General features: G+C 53.4%; 14 protein-coding genes and 1 riboswitch. Of the genes, 7 read left to right on the top strand and 7 right to left on the bottom strand.

Going from position 1 to position 16,888, the window contains the following annotated elements:
• Position 1 precedes the first annotated feature (1 nt).
• From NSU01_RS02070 to NSU01_RS02055, 4 genes are all read left to right on the top strand, one after another.
• Positions 2–598 carry a signal peptidase I gene (locus NSU01_RS02070; protein WP_076243540.1) on the top strand — a complete coding sequence of 199 codons (597 nt, stop codon included), beginning with the start codon at positions 2–4 and terminating at the stop codon, positions 596–598.
• A gap of 99 nt (positions 599–697) precedes the next feature.
• On the top strand, positions 698–1,294 hold the full coding sequence (locus tag NSU01_RS02065) for a TasA family protein (protein WP_042133025.1): 597 nt from the start codon (positions 698–700) through the stop codon (positions 1,292–1,294).
• A 69-nt stretch (positions 1,295–1,363) separates the two neighbouring features.
• On the top strand, positions 1,364–1,954 hold the full coding sequence (locus NSU01_RS02060) for a TasA family protein (RefSeq protein ID WP_042133023.1): 591 nt from the start codon (positions 1,364–1,366) through the stop codon (positions 1,952–1,954).
• Positions 1,955–2,126: 172 nt separating this feature from the next.
• Positions 2,127–2,459: a helix-turn-helix domain-containing protein gene (locus NSU01_RS02055; protein ID WP_042140681.1), complete on the top strand. Its 333-nt coding sequence runs from the start codon at positions 2,127–2,129 to the stop codon at positions 2,457–2,459.
• 148 nt (positions 2,460–2,607) lie between these two features.
• Here the strand turns inward: NSU01_RS02055 and NSU01_RS02050 are convergent, their stop codons facing one another.
• Positions 2,608–2,757, bottom strand: a complete 150-nt coding sequence (locus NSU01_RS02050; protein ID WP_083442555.1) for an anti-repressor SinI family protein — start codon at positions 2,755–2,757, stop codon at positions 2,608–2,610.
• A gap of 28 nt (positions 2,758–2,785) precedes the next feature.
• Positions 2,786–2,870, bottom strand: a riboswitch (cyclic di-GMP riboswitch).
• Between the two features lie 518 nt (positions 2,871–3,388).
• Here NSU01_RS02050 and NSU01_RS02045 point away from each other — a divergent pair.
• Together NSU01_RS02045 and odhB are read left to right on the top strand one after the other, a co-directional pair.
• Positions 3,389–6,256 carry a 2-oxoglutarate dehydrogenase E1 component gene (locus tag NSU01_RS02045; RefSeq protein WP_076243539.1) on the top strand — a complete coding sequence of 956 codons (2,868 nt, stop codon included), beginning with the start codon at positions 3,389–3,391 and terminating at the stop codon, positions 6,254–6,256.
• Between the two features lie 58 nt (positions 6,257–6,314).
• Positions 6,315–7,661, top strand: coding sequence for a 2-oxoglutarate dehydrogenase complex dihydrolipoyllysine-residue succinyltransferase (gene odhB, locus NSU01_RS02040; RefSeq protein WP_076243538.1), 1,347 nt, complete (start codon positions 6,315–6,317; stop codon positions 7,659–7,661).
• Between the two features lie 463 nt (positions 7,662–8,124).
• On the opposite strand, the gene NSU01_RS02035 is transcribed toward odhB, so the two are convergent.
• The 5 genes from NSU01_RS02035 to NSU01_RS02015 all read right to left on the bottom strand — a co-directional run bounded on the left by NSU01_RS02035 (position 8,125) and on the right by NSU01_RS02015 (position 13,979).
• Entirely contained in the window at positions 8,125–9,108 is a 984-nt protein-coding gene (locus tag NSU01_RS02035; protein ID WP_144026053.1) for a hypothetical protein, read from the bottom strand.
• Positions 9,069–9,650 (bottom strand): sigma-70 family RNA polymerase sigma factor, encoded by a 582-nt coding sequence (locus NSU01_RS02030; RefSeq protein ID WP_076243576.1) that lies wholly within the window; start codon positions 9,648–9,650, stop codon positions 9,069–9,071. Before NSU01_RS02030 ends, NSU01_RS02035 begins: the two co-directional genes overlap by 40 nt.
• 535 nt (positions 9,651–10,185) lie before the next feature.
• A complete protein-coding gene (locus tag NSU01_RS02025; protein WP_076243536.1) occupies positions 10,186–11,454 on the bottom strand; it encodes an OFA family MFS transporter in 1,269 nt (422 codons plus the stop codon).
• 135 nt (positions 11,455–11,589) lie between these two features.
• On the bottom strand, positions 11,590–12,321 hold the full coding sequence (locus tag NSU01_RS02020; protein WP_076243535.1) for a LytTR family DNA-binding domain-containing protein: 732 nt from the start codon (positions 12,319–12,321) through the stop codon (positions 11,590–11,592).
• Positions 12,318–13,979 carry a sensor histidine kinase gene (locus NSU01_RS02015; protein ID WP_305954197.1) on the bottom strand — a complete coding sequence of 554 codons (1,662 nt, stop codon included), beginning with the start codon at positions 13,977–13,979 and terminating at the stop codon, positions 12,318–12,320. The genes NSU01_RS02020 and NSU01_RS02015 overlap by 4 nt, the downstream gene beginning before the upstream one ends.
• A 149-nt stretch (positions 13,980–14,128) precedes the next feature.
• On the opposite strand from NSU01_RS02015, the gene NSU01_RS02010 reads away from it, so the two are divergent.
• Positions 14,129–14,707, top strand: coding sequence for a nucleotidyltransferase family protein (locus NSU01_RS02010; protein WP_076243534.1), 579 nt, complete (start codon positions 14,129–14,131; stop codon positions 14,705–14,707).
• 138 nt (positions 14,708–14,845) lie between these two features.
• Here NSU01_RS02010 and NSU01_RS02005 read toward each other — a convergent pair whose 3' ends face one another.
• On the bottom strand, positions 14,846–16,363 hold the full coding sequence (locus NSU01_RS02005; protein WP_076243533.1) for a methyl-accepting chemotaxis protein: 1,518 nt from the start codon (positions 16,361–16,363) through the stop codon (positions 14,846–14,848).
• Positions 16,364–16,888: the final 525 nt, after the last annotated feature.

Raw genomic sequence — 16,888 nt, 5'->3', positions numbered from 1 at the left:
TATGCGCATTAAAAAGATAGTCAGCACCACATTGTCCACACTGATATTTATGATTTTCCTGGTGCTGGTAACAGCAGTAGTCATCTCCAAAGCCTCCGGAGGCGAACCTTCCTTCTTCGGCTATCAGATCAAGACGGTGTTATCCGGTTCCATGGAGCCGGGCATCCAGACCGGATCTATAGTAGCGATTAAGCCGGGCGGGGATATGACCCGTTTTCAAAAAGGCGATGTGATTACTTTCATGAATTCCGATAACCTCCTGATTACACACCGTGTGGTCGATGCTTCAATAAACAGTGCCATAGGTGAAGCCAGCTATACCACCAAAGGGGACAATAACGATGCAGCCGATACCTCAGCGGTCAGCTCAACAAATGTGGTAGGCCAATATACCGGCGTCACCGTCCCTTATGTAGGATATACCATGAATTTTGCGGTCTCCAAAGCCGGAAGCGTAATGCTGATGATTATCCCCGGGTTGCTCCTGCTCCTCTACGCACTGTATTCCTCCTGGAAAGCCGTAGCGGCACTGGAGAAGAAGAATGCAGGGCCAGCGGTGACCGGCGGACCGGATACCCTTCCAGACATTGTGCAATAAACCGATTGTCCTCTCCCGTTTACGAAACGCGGAGCAACAATAAATTTTCCCCGAAGACAGGTAAAGACAAAAAAAGAACGATGAGAGAGGGATGAACAAATGAACGTTAAAAAAACATTAGGTCTCGGCGTTGTATCGGCAGCACTCGGATTAACCCTGGTCGGCGGAGGAACCTTCGCTTACTTCAGCAGTACCTCCACCACTGCAGCTTCTTTTAACAACGGAACTTTATTACTTAATTCGGACCCCTCCGTTATTGTCAATCTCAGCAATCTTAAACCGGGGGATACGATCCTAAGAGATTTTAAATTGAAAAATGACGGAACGCTCAATATTCCCAAAGTTGTTCTGCGTACCTCATCTGTCATTACAGATGCCCAGGGAGATAACGGCGCCCATAATCTCAAAGACGATATTATTGTGACGTTCCTAGTTAACAAGGATAAGGTAACATCACCTGTTCTGGTCGTTTCACTGGCCGAACTTGAGCAGCAAAGTCCGGATCTTGTAGCCAAGGGAATTCTCGGCGGAATCTTTGGTGTAGAGAATGGGGGCATCAAAGCAGGCACCTCAGATAAACTGAGCGTACAGTTTGCCTTCAAGGAAACCTTCCAGCCGCAAAACTACTATCAAGGCGATACACTGGCCCTGACCCTGAACTTCGAAGCCAACCAGGAAAAAGGCGCCCTCAAATAATCTATCTGTATATGCATTCCTGATCACCGATCTTAAAAAAACATAATATACTCGAGGAGGAAATTAATTATGGGTATCAAAAAAACATTGGGTCTTGGCGTAGCATCGGCAGCACTGGGATTGTCTTTAATCGGAGGGGGCACCTTCGCTTACTTCAGCTCCACAGCAACCAGCACGGCAACCTTCGCGGCAGGCACGCTGAAGCTCGGCTCTTCCTTTAATACACCTGTTGCCCTGACCAATCTGAAACCGGGTGATTACACCGTACGCACGTTCACCTTGTCCAATGACGGCACCCTGGATATCAAACTCCTAACGCTGGCCACCAGCTACACTGTAACTGATGCGAAGGGCGATAATGCCGGCCAGGATCTTGGAGATCACTTCAAAATCAAACTTCTCGACAGCTCTTATACCAGCGGTCCGCTTGCCGGCCATGTGCTGTCCGAGATCTCCCTGAAGGACCTGAAGAACACTTCCAGCTATGATCTCGTAACGGCGGGTGTACTGCCGGGAGGCATCGCCGCTACCCAAACCAAAACCTTCAAGATTGCTTTCGAATTCGTTGACAATACCCAGGATCAGAATATCTTCCAGGGTGACGGCTTGGCGCTGAACTGGACATTCAATGCTACGCAAGGTTTGGGAGAAGCCAAATAAGGCTATTAAATTATATACACAAAACGGCATATCCTCCCTCATCCGGGCTGGATATGCCGTTTTGTCTCTCCCCGCCAGCTTCTGGCAGGAACAAGGGTTTTTGTCCGTTTTGCGAATTTTTGTTATACTGATAACAAAAAGTACGGAGGGCGTTGTAATCGTGTCAGATAATATGGGAAGCCGCATCCATAGGCTCCGGCTGGAGAAGGGTTATTCTTTATCCGAGCTTGCGGATAAGGCTGACGTGGCGAAATCATACTTAAGTAATGTCGAACGGAATATCCAATCCAACCCCTCCATTCAATTTATCGAAAAAATTGCCGATGCACTCCAAGTATCCATTCACGTATTACTGTATGGCGGAATTGCAGAAACTGCAGAGCCGGTTCTCGATGGAGAATGGTTCAGGCTGGTTCAGGATGCGATGGCCTCTGGTATAAGCAAACGTGAATTCAAGGAGTTTCTCGATTATCAGAAATGGCGGCTGGAGCAGAAGGATAACTGAAATACCCCACAAAGTGAGGCAGCAGCCTCGATGATTACCCAGGTACTTTGCGGGGACCCCGAAACAACATGTAAATTCCAACAGAAGAGGGCACAGCGTGTACACCGCTGTGCCCTCTTCTGTATGTATCCGTACAATGCTGAATGCCCTACATCGCCTGGAGTGCTTTTTCAGTAAAAAAACGCCGAATCTCGTCTGCCTGGATGCCAGCCTGCTTAGCAGACATTAGCAAATGCACCCATTCTAAATCCAGATCAACTGCCTGCAGTTCGTCATTCCCCTGGTTGGACTTATCCAAGAAATCTCCTCCTAGAATTTTCGCGTCCCCAGGCAGTCCGGCCATCATAGTATTTCTACTTTAGATCCGAGACTTTGTGCCCCTGTCTTTCGGCAGGTTTACCCTTTACTGGACCCTTTACATGAAAGGATCTGAAAAGAATCGATGAAACCGTTCTCCGCAATAACATTATACAAGATCTTACATGAAAAGTGTGTCGTTTTCTGGAATTTTTTTATGTTAAATCGTGAAGACCCTTAGCTAAAATTGCCAATAGCTTGTATAAATAATTCCAATTCATCTTCAATCGGTCCAAATTAGTTTAAATATACTAAATAGATATTAATCCCGTAACACAATATAGAAACAATTACCCATTCCTATGATTTACAACCACCTAAATCCCTTAATTTTTTATTAATTTTAACGATATTTTATTTTTCCGGCTTCACCCGGGAAATTTATGATTGTTCCGTATGAATCCCCTGCTGAATCATACCGTTTTGCGAACGGATTGCACGAAAGTATGAATTGATTACCCTGCCGGAAAGTAGCACAATAAGATGAGAATGAAACCGCAAACATCGCAGCTCCGCTAAGCGGTGTTCCTAATATACCGCATGTGGAGTTTATCCGTTAGGAGGACCTACTCATGGCCGTCAAAGAGCCCTATAACGAATCTGTCTGGAGCAAGTATTACGGTCCCAATCTGGGCTACATTCAGGAGAAATACGAGCAGTTTGTCAAGGACCCCACTTCCGTAGAGCATCATTACCGCGACCTCTTCACAGTATCCGGCCCGCCTCCCCTGGCTCCGGATGCCGTCAAGACGCCTCCCCCCGCCATCTCAGGAGATACAGAGTGGCTCAGGAAAGCCGTTAAAGCTTCCAAGCTAATGGCTAACATCCGAATATACGGCCATATGGCTGCCGATATCGATCCGCTGGAGCGGAGCACCAACCCGATGGCGAAATGGCTGGAGATCGAGACCTATGAGCTGACGCGCGAAGATCTGAATGCCCTGCCGGCTTCATTGATCTGGGAGAATGCCCCTGAGGGCGTGCATACCGCTATGGATGCCGTTCACAGAATGCGCCAGGCCTACACACAGACCATTGCCTATGAATTCGGGCATGTGCATGACGAGCGTGAGCTGCGCTGGCTCAACAGCCAGGCGGAATCCACAACGTCGCCTGCTCCACTGAACCATGCGGAACGCAAAGAGCTGCTGAAACGCCTGATTCAGGTAGAGCAGTTCGAGACCTTCCTGCATAAGACCTTCGTCGGCCAGAAGCGCTTCAGCCTGGAGGGCAATGATGCCCTCGTGCCTATGCTGGATGAAATTGTCCGCGCTGCCGCACATGACGGCGCAGAGCATATCCTGATGGGTATGGCCCACCGCGGAAGACTTAATGTGCTTGCCCACATTCTGGGCAAACCTTATGATATTATTTTCTCGGAATTCCATCATTCGCCGAACAAGGAGCTCTTCCCGTCCGAAGGCTCCATGGGTGTCACCTATGGCTGGAGCGGGGATGTGAAATACCATCTAGGCGCCGACCGCGCCGTCCGCGAAGGCGAAACTGTGCGTACCCGCATCACGCTTGCGAACAACCCGAGCCATCTCGAGTTCGTGAATCCGGTCGTTGAAGGCTTCACGCGTGCAGCCCAGGAGGAACGGGGCACCCCAGGCCTGCCTAAGCTGAATACGGACAAAGCCATGGCCGTGCTTATGCATGGCGATGCCGCCTTCCCTGGTGAAGGCATTGTTGCGGAAACACTTAATATCGGCAAATTGCAAGGTTATCAGAATGGCGGCACTGTGCATATTATCGTCAATAACCGGATCGGCTTCACCACCGAAAGTGAAGATTCCCGCTCCACGCATTACGCCAGTGATCTGGCGAAGGGCTATGAGATCCCGGTAGTGCATGTCAATGCCGACGACCCCGAAGCCTGTATTGCTGCCGTCCGTATGGCCAGCGCTTACCGCCATTTGTTCAAGAAGGATTTCCTGATTGATCTGATCGGGTACCGCCGGCACGGCCATAATGAGATGGATGATCCGGAAACCACCCAGCCGGTGGTTTATGGCAAGGTCCGCAACCACCCTACCGTCTACCGCGTTTATGCGGAACGCCTGCAGCGCGAGAAGGTCGTTACAGCCGATGAGGTGAAGAACATGATTGCCGAGGCCGAGAATGTGCTGCAGCAGGCCTTCGAGCAGATGAAGGAAGGGAAACAGAAGAACGCCGAGGCCAAGACTTCGGTCGTCCTGGATACGGGAACACCGGTGCACCGCCCTACAGCGGTTCCGCTGGCCAGCCTCCAGGAGATTAACCGTGAGCTGCTGAGCGTACCGGCCGGCTTCACAGTCTATCCGAAGCTGGAGCGGATTCTGCAGCGGCGCAAGGATGCGCTGAATGACGGTGAACGGGTAGACTGGGCGCTGGCCGAAACCCTGGCCTTCGCTACCATTCTGAAGGACGGCACGCCGATCCGCCTCAGCGGACAGGATTCACAGCGCGGCACCTTCGCTCACCGCCACCTTGTCCTGCATGACAGTGAGAGCGGGGAGCTCTTCTCCCCTCTTCACCAGCTTAAGGATTCCCGCGCCTCCTTCGGCGTCTACAACAGCCCGCTGTCAGAAGCCTCTGTACTCGGCTATGAATACGGCTATAATGTGTTCGCACCGGAGACCTTCGTGCTCTGGGAAGCGCAATACGGCGATTTCGCCAATGCCGCCCAGGTCATTATCGACCAGTTCATCTCTGCCGGACGCGCCAAGTGGACACAGCGCAGCAATCTTGCGATTCTGCTGCCGCATGGATATGAAGGCCAGGGACCGGAACACTCCAGCGGCAGGCTGGAACGTTATCTGCAGCTCTCCGCCGAGGAGAACTGGACCGTAGCGAATCTGACCTGCGCGGCCCAATATTTCCATCTGCTGCGCCGTCAGGCTGCACTCTGCGGACAGCCCGACGCCCGGCCGCTGGTAATCATGGCACCGAAGAGCCTGATCCGCAATCCGCGCAGTACCTCGGCCGGTGCTGATCTCGCCTCGGGTAGCTTCCAGCCCGTGCTTCCGGAACCGCTGCTCGGCAGCAAGCCCGAAGAGGTCAAGCGCCTGGTGGTATGCAGCGGCAAGGTCGCCATCGACCTGCAGACTGAGCTGGAAGCCGCCCGCGGACAGGACTTCTCCTGGCTGCATATTCTCCGCCTGGAGCAGCTGTATCCGTTCCCGGAACGTGAGCTTGGCGCACATCTCAGTTCGTTCCGTTCCCTGCAGGAAATCATCTGGGTGCAGGAGGAACCGAAGAATATGGGCGGCTGGAGCTACGCCGAACCCCGGCTGCGCGCCATTGCCCCGCAGAATGTTACCGTCCAGTATATCGGACGTCCGGATCGCTCCAGCCCGGCCAGCGGTTATGCGGATGTGCACAGCTTCGAGCAGCGGCGCATCGTTAGAGAAGCCCTGAAACTAAACGCTCAAGTACAAGCACCTGTACCGTCTTCCTGACAACAGCAAGGCGGTCTCTCGATAACGTAAACTACTATATTTGGGGAGGTAACGGCCTGTGTCCGAAATTAAAGTACCCGATTTGGGCGAATCCATTTCCGAAGGAACGATCTACAAATGGCTGGTTAAAGAGGGCGACACTGTCGGCCAGGGCGATGTGCTCGCGGAGCTTGAGACCGACAAGGTCAACCTGGAGATCAGTGCGGAGGAGGATGGTGTCATCTCCTCCATCCTGCGCCAGGCGGGCGAGAACGTTGCTGTTGGCGAAGCTATCGGCATTATCGGCAGCGCCGACGGTGCGGCAGTAGCCGGAGGCGGCAAGCCGGAAGCAGCAAGCGCAGCGACGGGCAGCAGCGCCCCTGACGGCGGCAAGCCGGAAGCGGCAAGCGCAGCGACGGGCAGCAGCGCCTCTGACGGCGGTAAGCCGGAAGCGGCAATTGCTCCTGCCGCCTCCGAAGGTGTGGCGGCGGGCTCTGCGGCCCTGGCTTCGCCGGGGGCGCGCAAGCTGGCCCGGGAGCGGGGCATCGACCTCGGCGAGGTCAGTGCCCGCGACCCCATCGGCCGGATCGGCCAGGCCGATGTGAACGGCCATGGCGCAGCCGTGCCGGAGGCCGCTGCGCCTGCAGCTCCGGCGGCGGCGGCGCGGCCGGAGCCGGTGAAGCCGCCCGCGCCGGCGGGCAAGGCGCCGCATGCCGAGGACGGCAAAGCGACCGAGCGCAAGCGCATGTCGCGCAGACGGCTGACGATTGCCAGCCGCCTGGTCGAAGCGCAGCAGACGGCTGCCATGCTGACCACCTTCAACGAGGTGGACATGACCGCTATTCTCGACATCCGCAAACGCCGCAAGGATGCCTTCAAAGAGAAGCATGAGGTAGGACTCGGCTTCATGTCCTTCTTCACCAAAGCCGTGATCGGCGCACTCAAGGCTTATCCGCTGCTGAATGCCGAGATCGACGGTGAGGATCTCCTGCTGAAGAAATACTATGACATCGGCATTGCCGTAGCTGCCAAGGAAGGCTTGGTCGTGCCGGTCGTCCGCGATGCCGACCGGCTTAGCTTCCCGGAAATCGAGCGCAAGATCGGCGAGCTCGCCTCCAAAGCGCGCGCCAACACGCTCAGTCTGCCGGAGCTGCAGGGCGGTACCTTCACGATCACCAACGGTGGTGTATTCGGTTCTCTGCTGTCTACGCCGATCCTCAATACGCCGCAGGTCGGCATCCTCGGCATGCATAAGATCCAGCTTCGTCCGATCGCCTTGGATGAAGAGCGGACAGCCAACCGTCCGATGATGTATGTCGCCTTATCGTACGATCACCGGATTGTGGACGGTTCAGAGGCGGTAGGCTTCCTTGTTAAGGTCAAGGAATTACTGGAAGATCCAGAGGCGCTGCTGTTGGAGGGCTAAGCCCTCCTCCCGCGGCATCCTTCATTCCTCATACGTATGAACACCAAAGGCATCCGCAGAGCGTATTCGCTCTACGGATGCCTTTTTGGATTCCTTTTTGAATACCTTTTAATACCTAAATTGAATTCAATCTATTCACTTAAGCTGCTGGCTGCTCAACGATGAATATTTGGACTTCCGGCTGCTGTTTAAGCAAGAGTTGCCCGATTCATCCTTTGCACATGGAGTGCTTATTAAAATCCTGCACAGAATACAACATTTCCCTCAATAACACGGCCTAAATCTATAATTGTTGTACAAAAGGCAGCAATTCCCTCGTTCCAGGCCGATTAACGAAGCTATTGTTGTATTTCATACAACAATCCTACTGAACAGCCGGTATTTATGAACCAATGTTGCAGTACGTACAACATTTATGCCTGTATAGACTGAACTTAACAAAATCACTCACCAGAACCGCCGCCTACAGCCCGCCCCGGATCAATTCACCCGCCAAATCCAGCAGCTGCTCCTTGGTCAGCTTCCGGTCACCGTAGGTGGTGACAATATAATACGCATCCTGCTGCTCGTTGTACCAGTTCAGGTAATGGTAGCTTATATCCGGCCGTACCTCTGGCTTGTCGGCGTGATTGTATACGATCTCACGGCCCTCTACCTCCAGCTTCTCTGCGGCCACCTCCGGTCTTAGCATGACCTGCACATTGCCTCCATGCAGCAGGGTAGCCCCTATTTCGATGACCGCCCCTTCTCTGGTATACTTGCCGCCAATAGAAGCCGCTTCGGTCCACGGGATCGCCTTCATGAACAGATTGCGGCCGGTATTCTGCTTAGCCTCAGCCATCAGTTCGTCAAGAGTCTGACGGTAAAGCGGATTTTCATCGCGTTCCGCAGCTAAGGGTGAGCCGGGGTGTATCGTGCCATACTTAAATTCATAACCTCCGGCTTCCTTGGGCAATACAGGCGTCTTCAATTTATTCATCTCTCCAAGGAAAGCCGGGTAATCGGTCAGACGCAGCTCCTTGCCTGCAAACTGCAGTGCCGATTCCGCCCCTTCAGGAAGCTTCTCTCCTCTAACGAAATAGGCGATCAGTTCCCCCGGTTTGGCAAAATCCATCAGCTTCCATGCGTATTTGTTATACGCAGCCGGCGGTCCCGGATTGGGGTTCTCTGCCTGATGCTGTACCTTCACCTCGCCTGCCTTATTCCGGATCTGAATATACTCCGAGGCAGCGTAGGCTGTTACAGTGATCAGCAGCAGCATAACCAGCATCCCTGTGAACGCAGCCGTTTTACCGGCGAATCTGATCCCGCGCGGACTCCGCTTCTGTTCAGTCCCCCGCACACGGGCCATAACTCTATCAGTAACCTCAATCACGGATAGCTGCTCTTCACGGACTGCAGCGTCTCTTATATCTTGGTACTCATTGCCGATTCCTGCCCGTTCCATGATATCCCCTCCTCCGCTTGCATCGTTTCCCGCACTTTTCGTTTGATCCGCTCCATCCTTTTATGCAGCGCATTAGGCGTAATATTCAGAATTGCGCTGATCTCCAGAAAGGTCTGCTCTTCAAATACCCGCAGAACAAGCAAATTCCGTTCCTCCAGCGATAACCGTCCAAGTGCAGTCTCCAGCGCCGGACTGTATAGCCGCTCTTCCAGCGTCTGCTCCGGACCGGCCGCTGCCGCCGTATCGGGACGGAACACCCGCAGGAAGTGCCCCTGCATCCGCCGCCGGCGCAGCAGATTCAGACAATGATTGCCGGCAATCCGGTACAGCCAGGCTGAGAAGCTGACGGTGGGCTTGTACCCCCTAATGGATTGATAGGCTTTGACCAGTACATCCTGCACCGCATCCTCGGCATCCTGCCTGTTCCCCAGCATCCGGCAGCAATACCGGTAAACCGGCTGCTGAAAAGCATCTACAATGAACGCAAAGGATTCCTGCTCCCCTTGTTGAACCCTGATAATGGCCGCCTCTACCTGCCGCATATCCGGCATATTATCCTGTGACGTTGCCCTCACCTCCTTGCTTGTATATCTCTATAACACCTGACTTTTGCAAAAAGTGCCTACCGGCACAACTTTATTCGAGTAAAAACGGTTGTACGGGTTTCATCCTATGTAGTCTTTCAATCAAATATAATATAACTTTAGCAGATTTATCGAAGGCCTATTTATTGCTCCTTACGTCACTTTCCCCACCTAACCCGGCTAGCCCACTTTAAGCAAAATCAAATGCACTTTCCACCTCTCATCCGGCCCCCTCCGGACTCTTACTCCTCACCACAGAACAAAAAAGAGACATCCCCCTCCGCTCACGCGGAAGTATGGACATCTCTTCTCCGAAACCAGCCTCTTGGTCTTCAGCACTCTTTTTTACAGCACTCTTTTTTACAGTACTCTTTCTCTACAACACTCGTTGCCCGTCATTCTCTTACTTTACAGCACTCTTGGTCTGCCATTCTCTTTCTCTACGACACTCTTTGTCTCTGTTTCTTTCAAGCCAACATCAATCTCTATATGGTTAAGCCGTATGCCGTGAAGGCTTCAGGCTCATTCCCTGTACTTTTGCCTGCCCTGCTACCGGAGGCTTCAGGGAAACCGCCAGGATGCAGGCCAGGATACACAGCAGACCAATCACGATGAACGTAGGCTTGAACCCGCCCAGGAACGCGGCGATGAACGAGCCGGACAACGCGCCGATGCCGAAGCCCTGATAGACAATGCCATAGTTCTTGCTGTGGTTCTTCAGGCCGAAGAAGTCGCTGACAATCGCCGGGAATACGGTAATATTACCTCCGAAGCAGAAGGCAATCGCCGCCACACAGGTGAAGAATATGCCGTAGCTCAGGGTGGCGTAGCTGAGAGTAAACATCGCTACAGCCGTAACAGCCAGCGTTACACTAATCAGCTTCAAGCGGCTCATGCGGTCGGATAATGCACCCAGAATCAGGCGCCCGGCCGTATTGAAGATGGCGATCATCGCTACAGCATTCGCTGCTGCCGCAACATCCAGTCCGGCCAGCTGCACACCGATATCCTTCACGATGCCGATCAGATAGAGGCCGCTCATGCAGGCGGTGAAGAAGATTACGAACAGCAGGTATGCTTCCTTCGTGCGGAGCATTTCTTTAACAGTGTAATCTTTCGGCACAATAATGGCTCCAGCGGCAGCCTTCACCCGATTCCCGGCAGCCATAGCCGCCGATGCCGGGGCCGCCACTGGCGCTTCCCGGACCAGCATTGAGCCGATTACGATCATAATCATCACCATGAAGCCCCAGTACAGAAAAGCATTCGACACGCCCGCCGACTCAATCAGGCTGCCGTTGATATATTTGAAGATTAGACTGCCCGTGCCGTAAGCACCCACGGATACACCGGAGATCAGTCCCTTATTCTTCGGGAACCACTTAATCAGGTTGGAGAGTGAAGTAATATATGCCGTTCCGTCCGCGTACCCGACAATTACGCCGGCCAGCAGGTAGAACATCGGGAGGGAGCTGGCCTGCGAACTTAGAATCAGACCAAGCCCCAGCATAATTCCGGCAGCAGCGGTCAGTCTGCGGAGGCCGAACCGGTCCTGCAGTTTCCCCGCGAATAGTGTCGCGAAGGCCAGGGCAAAGCTGGTGATGGAAAAAGTTATCGAAACAGAGCTGAGCTCCCAGCCGAACTTGCTGACAAGATGGGCATTGAACAGGCTCCAGGTGTAGATCGTACCCAGTCCCATTTGCATAATCACTGTACCTAGCACGATGAGCCAACGCTTGCTGCCTGGCGTAGTCGTAGTCATGGGTGATTCCCTCTTTCTCTCTAATATCGCTTCCAAAGTCGCTTCAAGGCTTGCTTTGCCTCTTCATTGTAGCGAAAAGATGCTGACTTAAGAGAAATCCGGAATGAGATGACGCAAACGGGGAATGAACTGCCGCTAGAGGCGCATGATCTGCCTGAATTCCTTCACCTTGCCGCGGCTGACCGGCACCTCGAAGTCCAAATCACGCAGCCGGAGCAGATAGGTGTTGTTGAACCAGGGGATGATTTCCTTGATCTTGGACAGATTGACGAGATACGAACGGTGGCAGCGGAAGAACTGCTCCTGCGGCAGGCGGCTATGGAATTCGCTGATGCTTAAGGCCATGCTGTACTCCCCGTCTTTGGTAATGACGCTCGTTGTTTTCTCCTGCGCCGAAGCATAGTAGATCTCGTCCGTATCGACGACGATGATCTTTTCATTTTTCCACAGATTGACCTTACCGCTGCTGAGCTTGACCGGCTCTTCTTCCCCCTGGCGGCTCCTGGTCGCAATGGCCCCCTCCAGCTTCTGCAGCATCGCTTTGATCCGCGTCTCACTGTAAGGCTTCAGGATATAGTCGAACGCTTCGATCTCGAACGCCTCGGCGGCATGCTCCTTATAGGCTGTGATGAACACAATATAGGGCTTGACCGCGAAACGGCTAATATTATGGGCCAGCAGCACGCCGTCAACCGAAGGAATATTGATATCCAGAAAAATCACATCCACCGTATCCGTCTGCAGATACTTCAGCGCATCCAGCCCGTCTTCGAACTCGGCGGCAATCTTGAAACTGCTGTGTGCCTGTATCAGAAAAGCAAGCTCCTGCCTCGCCAGCACTTCATCCTCGACAATTATCGCTCTCATCGCTGCTCCTTTATCACATCAAAGTAAATTTCCGTACCCTTGGCAAGCCGGCGGATCGTCAGACCCGTGCCATAGATCAGCTTCACCCGCTGGTGCACGTTGTACAGTCCGATTTTGTTCCCTTCCATGCTGCCGCTGTAGACCTTGGCAATCGTCTCTTCACTAATTCCCGCTCCGGTGTCGGCAATTCTCACCCTTACGCTGTCCCCGTAGTCTTTGACTGAAATATCCACAGTGCCATTGCCCTTCTCTTTCAAAATCCCGTGGACAATCGCGTTCTCCACCAGCGGCTGAATAATCAGGCTTGGAATACGCACCGCCACCTCATCAATATCGTACAGAACGGTCAGGCGGCTGCCGAAGCGGGCCTTCTCAATCTCCACATAATGCTGGACCTGCTGCAGCTCCCGGTGGATATCAATGGACTCATCGGTCAGCTCCAGATTATATCTCATATACCCCGACAGGTTGACGATCAGCTCGCGCGCCTTGTCCGGATCGATCCGGATCGAGGAGATAATGGCATTCAGCGCATTGAACAGAAAATGGGGGTTGATGCTCGTCTGCAGCGCCTTCAGCTCAGCCTTGTTGGCCATCTCCTTGATCCCCTCCACCCGCGAAACCTCCATTAGTGTAGAGATGATTTGTGACAGCCCGACTGCCATTGCCTGAAGGGAATAGGTGATTTTATGCGCATTGGTATAGTAAATCTTGAGCGCCCCCGTCACTTCACCCTTCTCCTTCAGCGGAATAATGATCAGCGAGCGGATGCCACGGTTCATGTACTCGGTATCGTCATCGCGGATGGTGATCTCCCCGCTCTTCAGCGTCTGCTTGGTCTCTTCACTGATAATCTCATTGGCCTCGGCATAATACTCTTCACCGACACCGACATAGGCCAGAATGAACCGCGTATCGGTAATCGCCACCGCATCCGCTCCGATATCCTCCTTGATAATCCCGCAGATGGTACGCAGCGACTCTGGATTAATATTGCGGAAATACGGAAGCGTCTTGTTGGCAATATCCAGCGCAAGCTTGGACTGCTTGGCCGCAATCCGTTCCTTCTCCCCCTCGACACTCTGCACGAGCGTAACAATTAGCCCGACACTGATCTGACCGATAATCATCGGAAAAGCAATCTTCGACACAATATCCACACCCAGCGAATAAGGGTCCGCCATGATCAGAATCAGCGCCATCGTCAGCGCCTCACAGGCCATTCCGGCCGCGATACCGGCGATCCAGCGTCGTTCCGGTGAGGTGCGCCGGTAGATGATCCCCGATACAAGCCCTGCTGTGATGCTTGTAATCAGACACGGAAGCGAGGTGACCCCGCCGATATCAATCAGGAAACGGTGCACTCCCGAGATGATCCCGGTAATCAGCCCGACCCAGGGGCCGAAGAGAATCCCTCCGGCCATAATGGCGATAATCCGTACATTAACCAGCGACCCTTCCACATTAATCCCGCTGTAGGTTCCAAAGATGGCGAACAGGCTGAAGATCACTGTTACAATCGCCAGCTCCTGCGGCGCATAGACCCCTTTGGCAAAAATCTCTTTAAAGCGTGGCAGCCGGGTCAGTACGAACAGACACATCAGCAGCAGCGCCGCCCGCTCAAACAATTGCAGCAGAATACTCAGGTTATGTTGCACATTCAGGCCCCCATCGGACAATCTATCGGTCCATTATAAAGCCTTATTTTTCAGAAAAAAAGGCCTTCTGCGAAGCATACACTTTCCGCTCCATCCGGGCTATAATGGATTATTGTCTTCATTTCAGCAGAGAAAGAAGAGATTATACAATGATAATAACCAGTGAAGCAGACATTCTCCGGCGGGTGATGGGAGATGCCTGGATGATGGATATTCTGAAGGCTGCCGGAACTTTGCAATTACCGGACTGGTGGGTCTGCGCCGGATTTGTGCGGTCGAAGATCTGGGATGTGCAGCATGGTTTTACGGAGAGGACACCCCTCGCGGATATTGATGTGATCTATTATGACCCCGGCGACCTGCGGGAGGAAGTGGAGAAATCCTGGGAAGCCCAGCTGAAGCGCCGGTATCCCGGAATCCCCTGGTCAGTCAAGAATCAGGCCAGGATGCATACCGTCAATAACCTGCCGCCCTATTACTCGTCCACAGACGGCATGTCCAAATTCCCCGAGACGGCAACGGCACTTGGACTCTCCCTGGACGGGAATGGGGAAGTAATTCTGGCCGCACCTCATGGAATTTCGGATGTCATTCAGCTGGTATTGCGGCCCTCGCCTTACTTCGCCGCCCATCCGCATCTGCTGCCTATTTATGAGAAGCGGATTGCAGGCAAGAACTGGCATAGCATCTGGAGCGGGCTGCGCAGCCTCCCGGCTGACGCTACCTAGTCCGGGCTGAGACCCGGTACAACCGCAAAGAGCAGCAGGTACTCCCTGACCGGGGCAGCCTGCTGCTCTTTTTTACAAGACAATGTTATCTGCTTCGTACAGTTATTCTTCCTCAGCTATCCCGCCGGAACACTCTAGTTACACCGCCAGATCTATCCCCACCACACCTACAATCTCTCCGCGGCCATCCTTAATCGCTCTGGAGAGCGTAATGCAGGAACGTTTGGTAATCGCCGAAACATACGGCTGCGAGACGTACTGGCCTTCATTCATAGCCCCGTTCCACCAGTCACGGCGTTTGGCATTCAGGAGTCCTGCCGCAGGCTCGGAGTAAATGAACGTGCCATCCGTCCGGTTGGACCAGATCGCCTGCACATCCGGAGCCTTACGGATACAGGAAGCAAGGACGCTGCTATGGCTGTCCGCATCCGGTGAATACAGCTCCTGCTTAGCTGAGAGCTCCTCCAGCAATACCTGCATTTCCTGCAGCCGTCCCTCGTACCCGCTCATCTCAATCACCCCGCGCGCCGCAATTGCATTCACTGATTGCTGCAGGGATTGCGACTCCATGAGCAGGCTGGCGCTGATATTATTCAGCTGGCCGATCTGGGACCGCTGCCGGGTGACCTGCTCCAGCGTCAGGTCCACACCTGCGATGGTCTCGTTGACAATACCCACTGCACCGCTGAGTTCGGCTGTCACCTCATCAATCAGTCTGCTCTGCCGCGCAGCCGCAGCGACTGATTCAGCTACCGCCGTCCCCACCTCTTCTATTCTGTCCGAGATATCGCCGAGACGCCGCTTCACGGTTGCTACTTCATTCACACCGTGCTCAACTGCCGACTGCTCTTTCGTAACCGACTCCAGCACCTGCCGCACTCCGTTATTGATATCGAGCAGCACCTCCGTGGAGCGGTCTACCGAACTCCGGCTCTGGTCGGCTAACTGCCTGATCCGGCTGGCCACTACCGCGAAGCCCCGCCCCTGTTCACCCGCCCGCGCAGCTTCAATAGAAGCATTGAGCGCCAGCAGCGAGGTTTCGTTGACAATGCCGACAATCAGCGAGTTAATCTCCTCCACCATGGCAATATGGCCGCTAAGCGTCGTGAATTTGTTCAGCATATCTCCGCTCTGCTCCTGCAGCTCCTCCATGACCTCATCTGTATTCTTCAGTGAATCCACCATCTCGGCCATTCCCGAGCGGGTCGCCTGCATGGTCGCCCCCAGCTTCCCGGTCAGCTCCTCTATATGCTGCGTCACCGCCGCTACTCCGCCCATGGTGGCAAAAGCACCCTCAATATTGGCCTTAGCCTCATTACTGCGCGTCTGCAAATCCACTTCGTATGCATGTGAATAGTCTGCCGTCTGCTGCAGCCCTTCCGTATGGCGGCTAATTTCCTCGAGCGCCCCATGCAGCCGGTCCGAGGTGACAACAATCTCATTGCCGAGCAGCTCCACCTTGCCCCGGGATTCCGCCAATTGCCGGTCCTTGAGGACTCCGCCGTGATAGCTGTCCAGCGCAAGTCCGCCGAGCGCCGCCACTAGCAGCAGATAGATCACCTTATGCATCCAGTACATATCAACCCATAAGCTGTACACACCTACAAGCAGCAGTAAAACAACGACTAGAACGGCCTTCCCCCGGCGAATACCCATCTTCAACGTTCACTCCACTCTATCATGTTATGTATTCTAACATTATATCAGCAGAGTAAAATTAAGGAAACCATTTCTATACCCATCCTCCACTTACGGCGTTCCGCTCCACTCCACCCCCCGCCTGCCACAACAAGTGGATAAACGTATCTTAATTTGACCGTTTCTTACGAATGAACGGAAGCAAGTAGATTAACAGCACCTATTTATGTTAGTTTTCGCTACTTTGGCTGAATAGGGGTAATTTAAGTGTTCTTTTTCCAACTATTGGTTTGGCAGCACCTTTTCGCGCATCAGCAAGTGGAGGAAATCCATCTATTTCTGCTCCGCTAGCTTCAAGCTAACTAGCACCAACTTTTCCCGCTCCCGCATATTCTTCAGACTCGACAAACCGGTAAAACAGTTGAAAACGAGGAGTATTGGGTTGGGTTGGGTTGGGTTGGGTTGGGCGCCCGGGGAGGTTCAGACTCCAACATATAACCTCCCAAAAAAAGGACAGCCGTGTACACCGCAGCTTCTGCGTGT

It is taken from the genome of Paenibacillus sp. FSL H8-0259, from assembly GCF_037963255.1.
GTDB classification, from domain to species: domain Bacteria; phylum Bacillota; class Bacilli; order Paenibacillales; family Paenibacillaceae; genus Paenibacillus_AQ; species Paenibacillus_AQ phytohabitans.
This window is presented reverse-complemented; position numbering and strand designations above follow the sequence as displayed.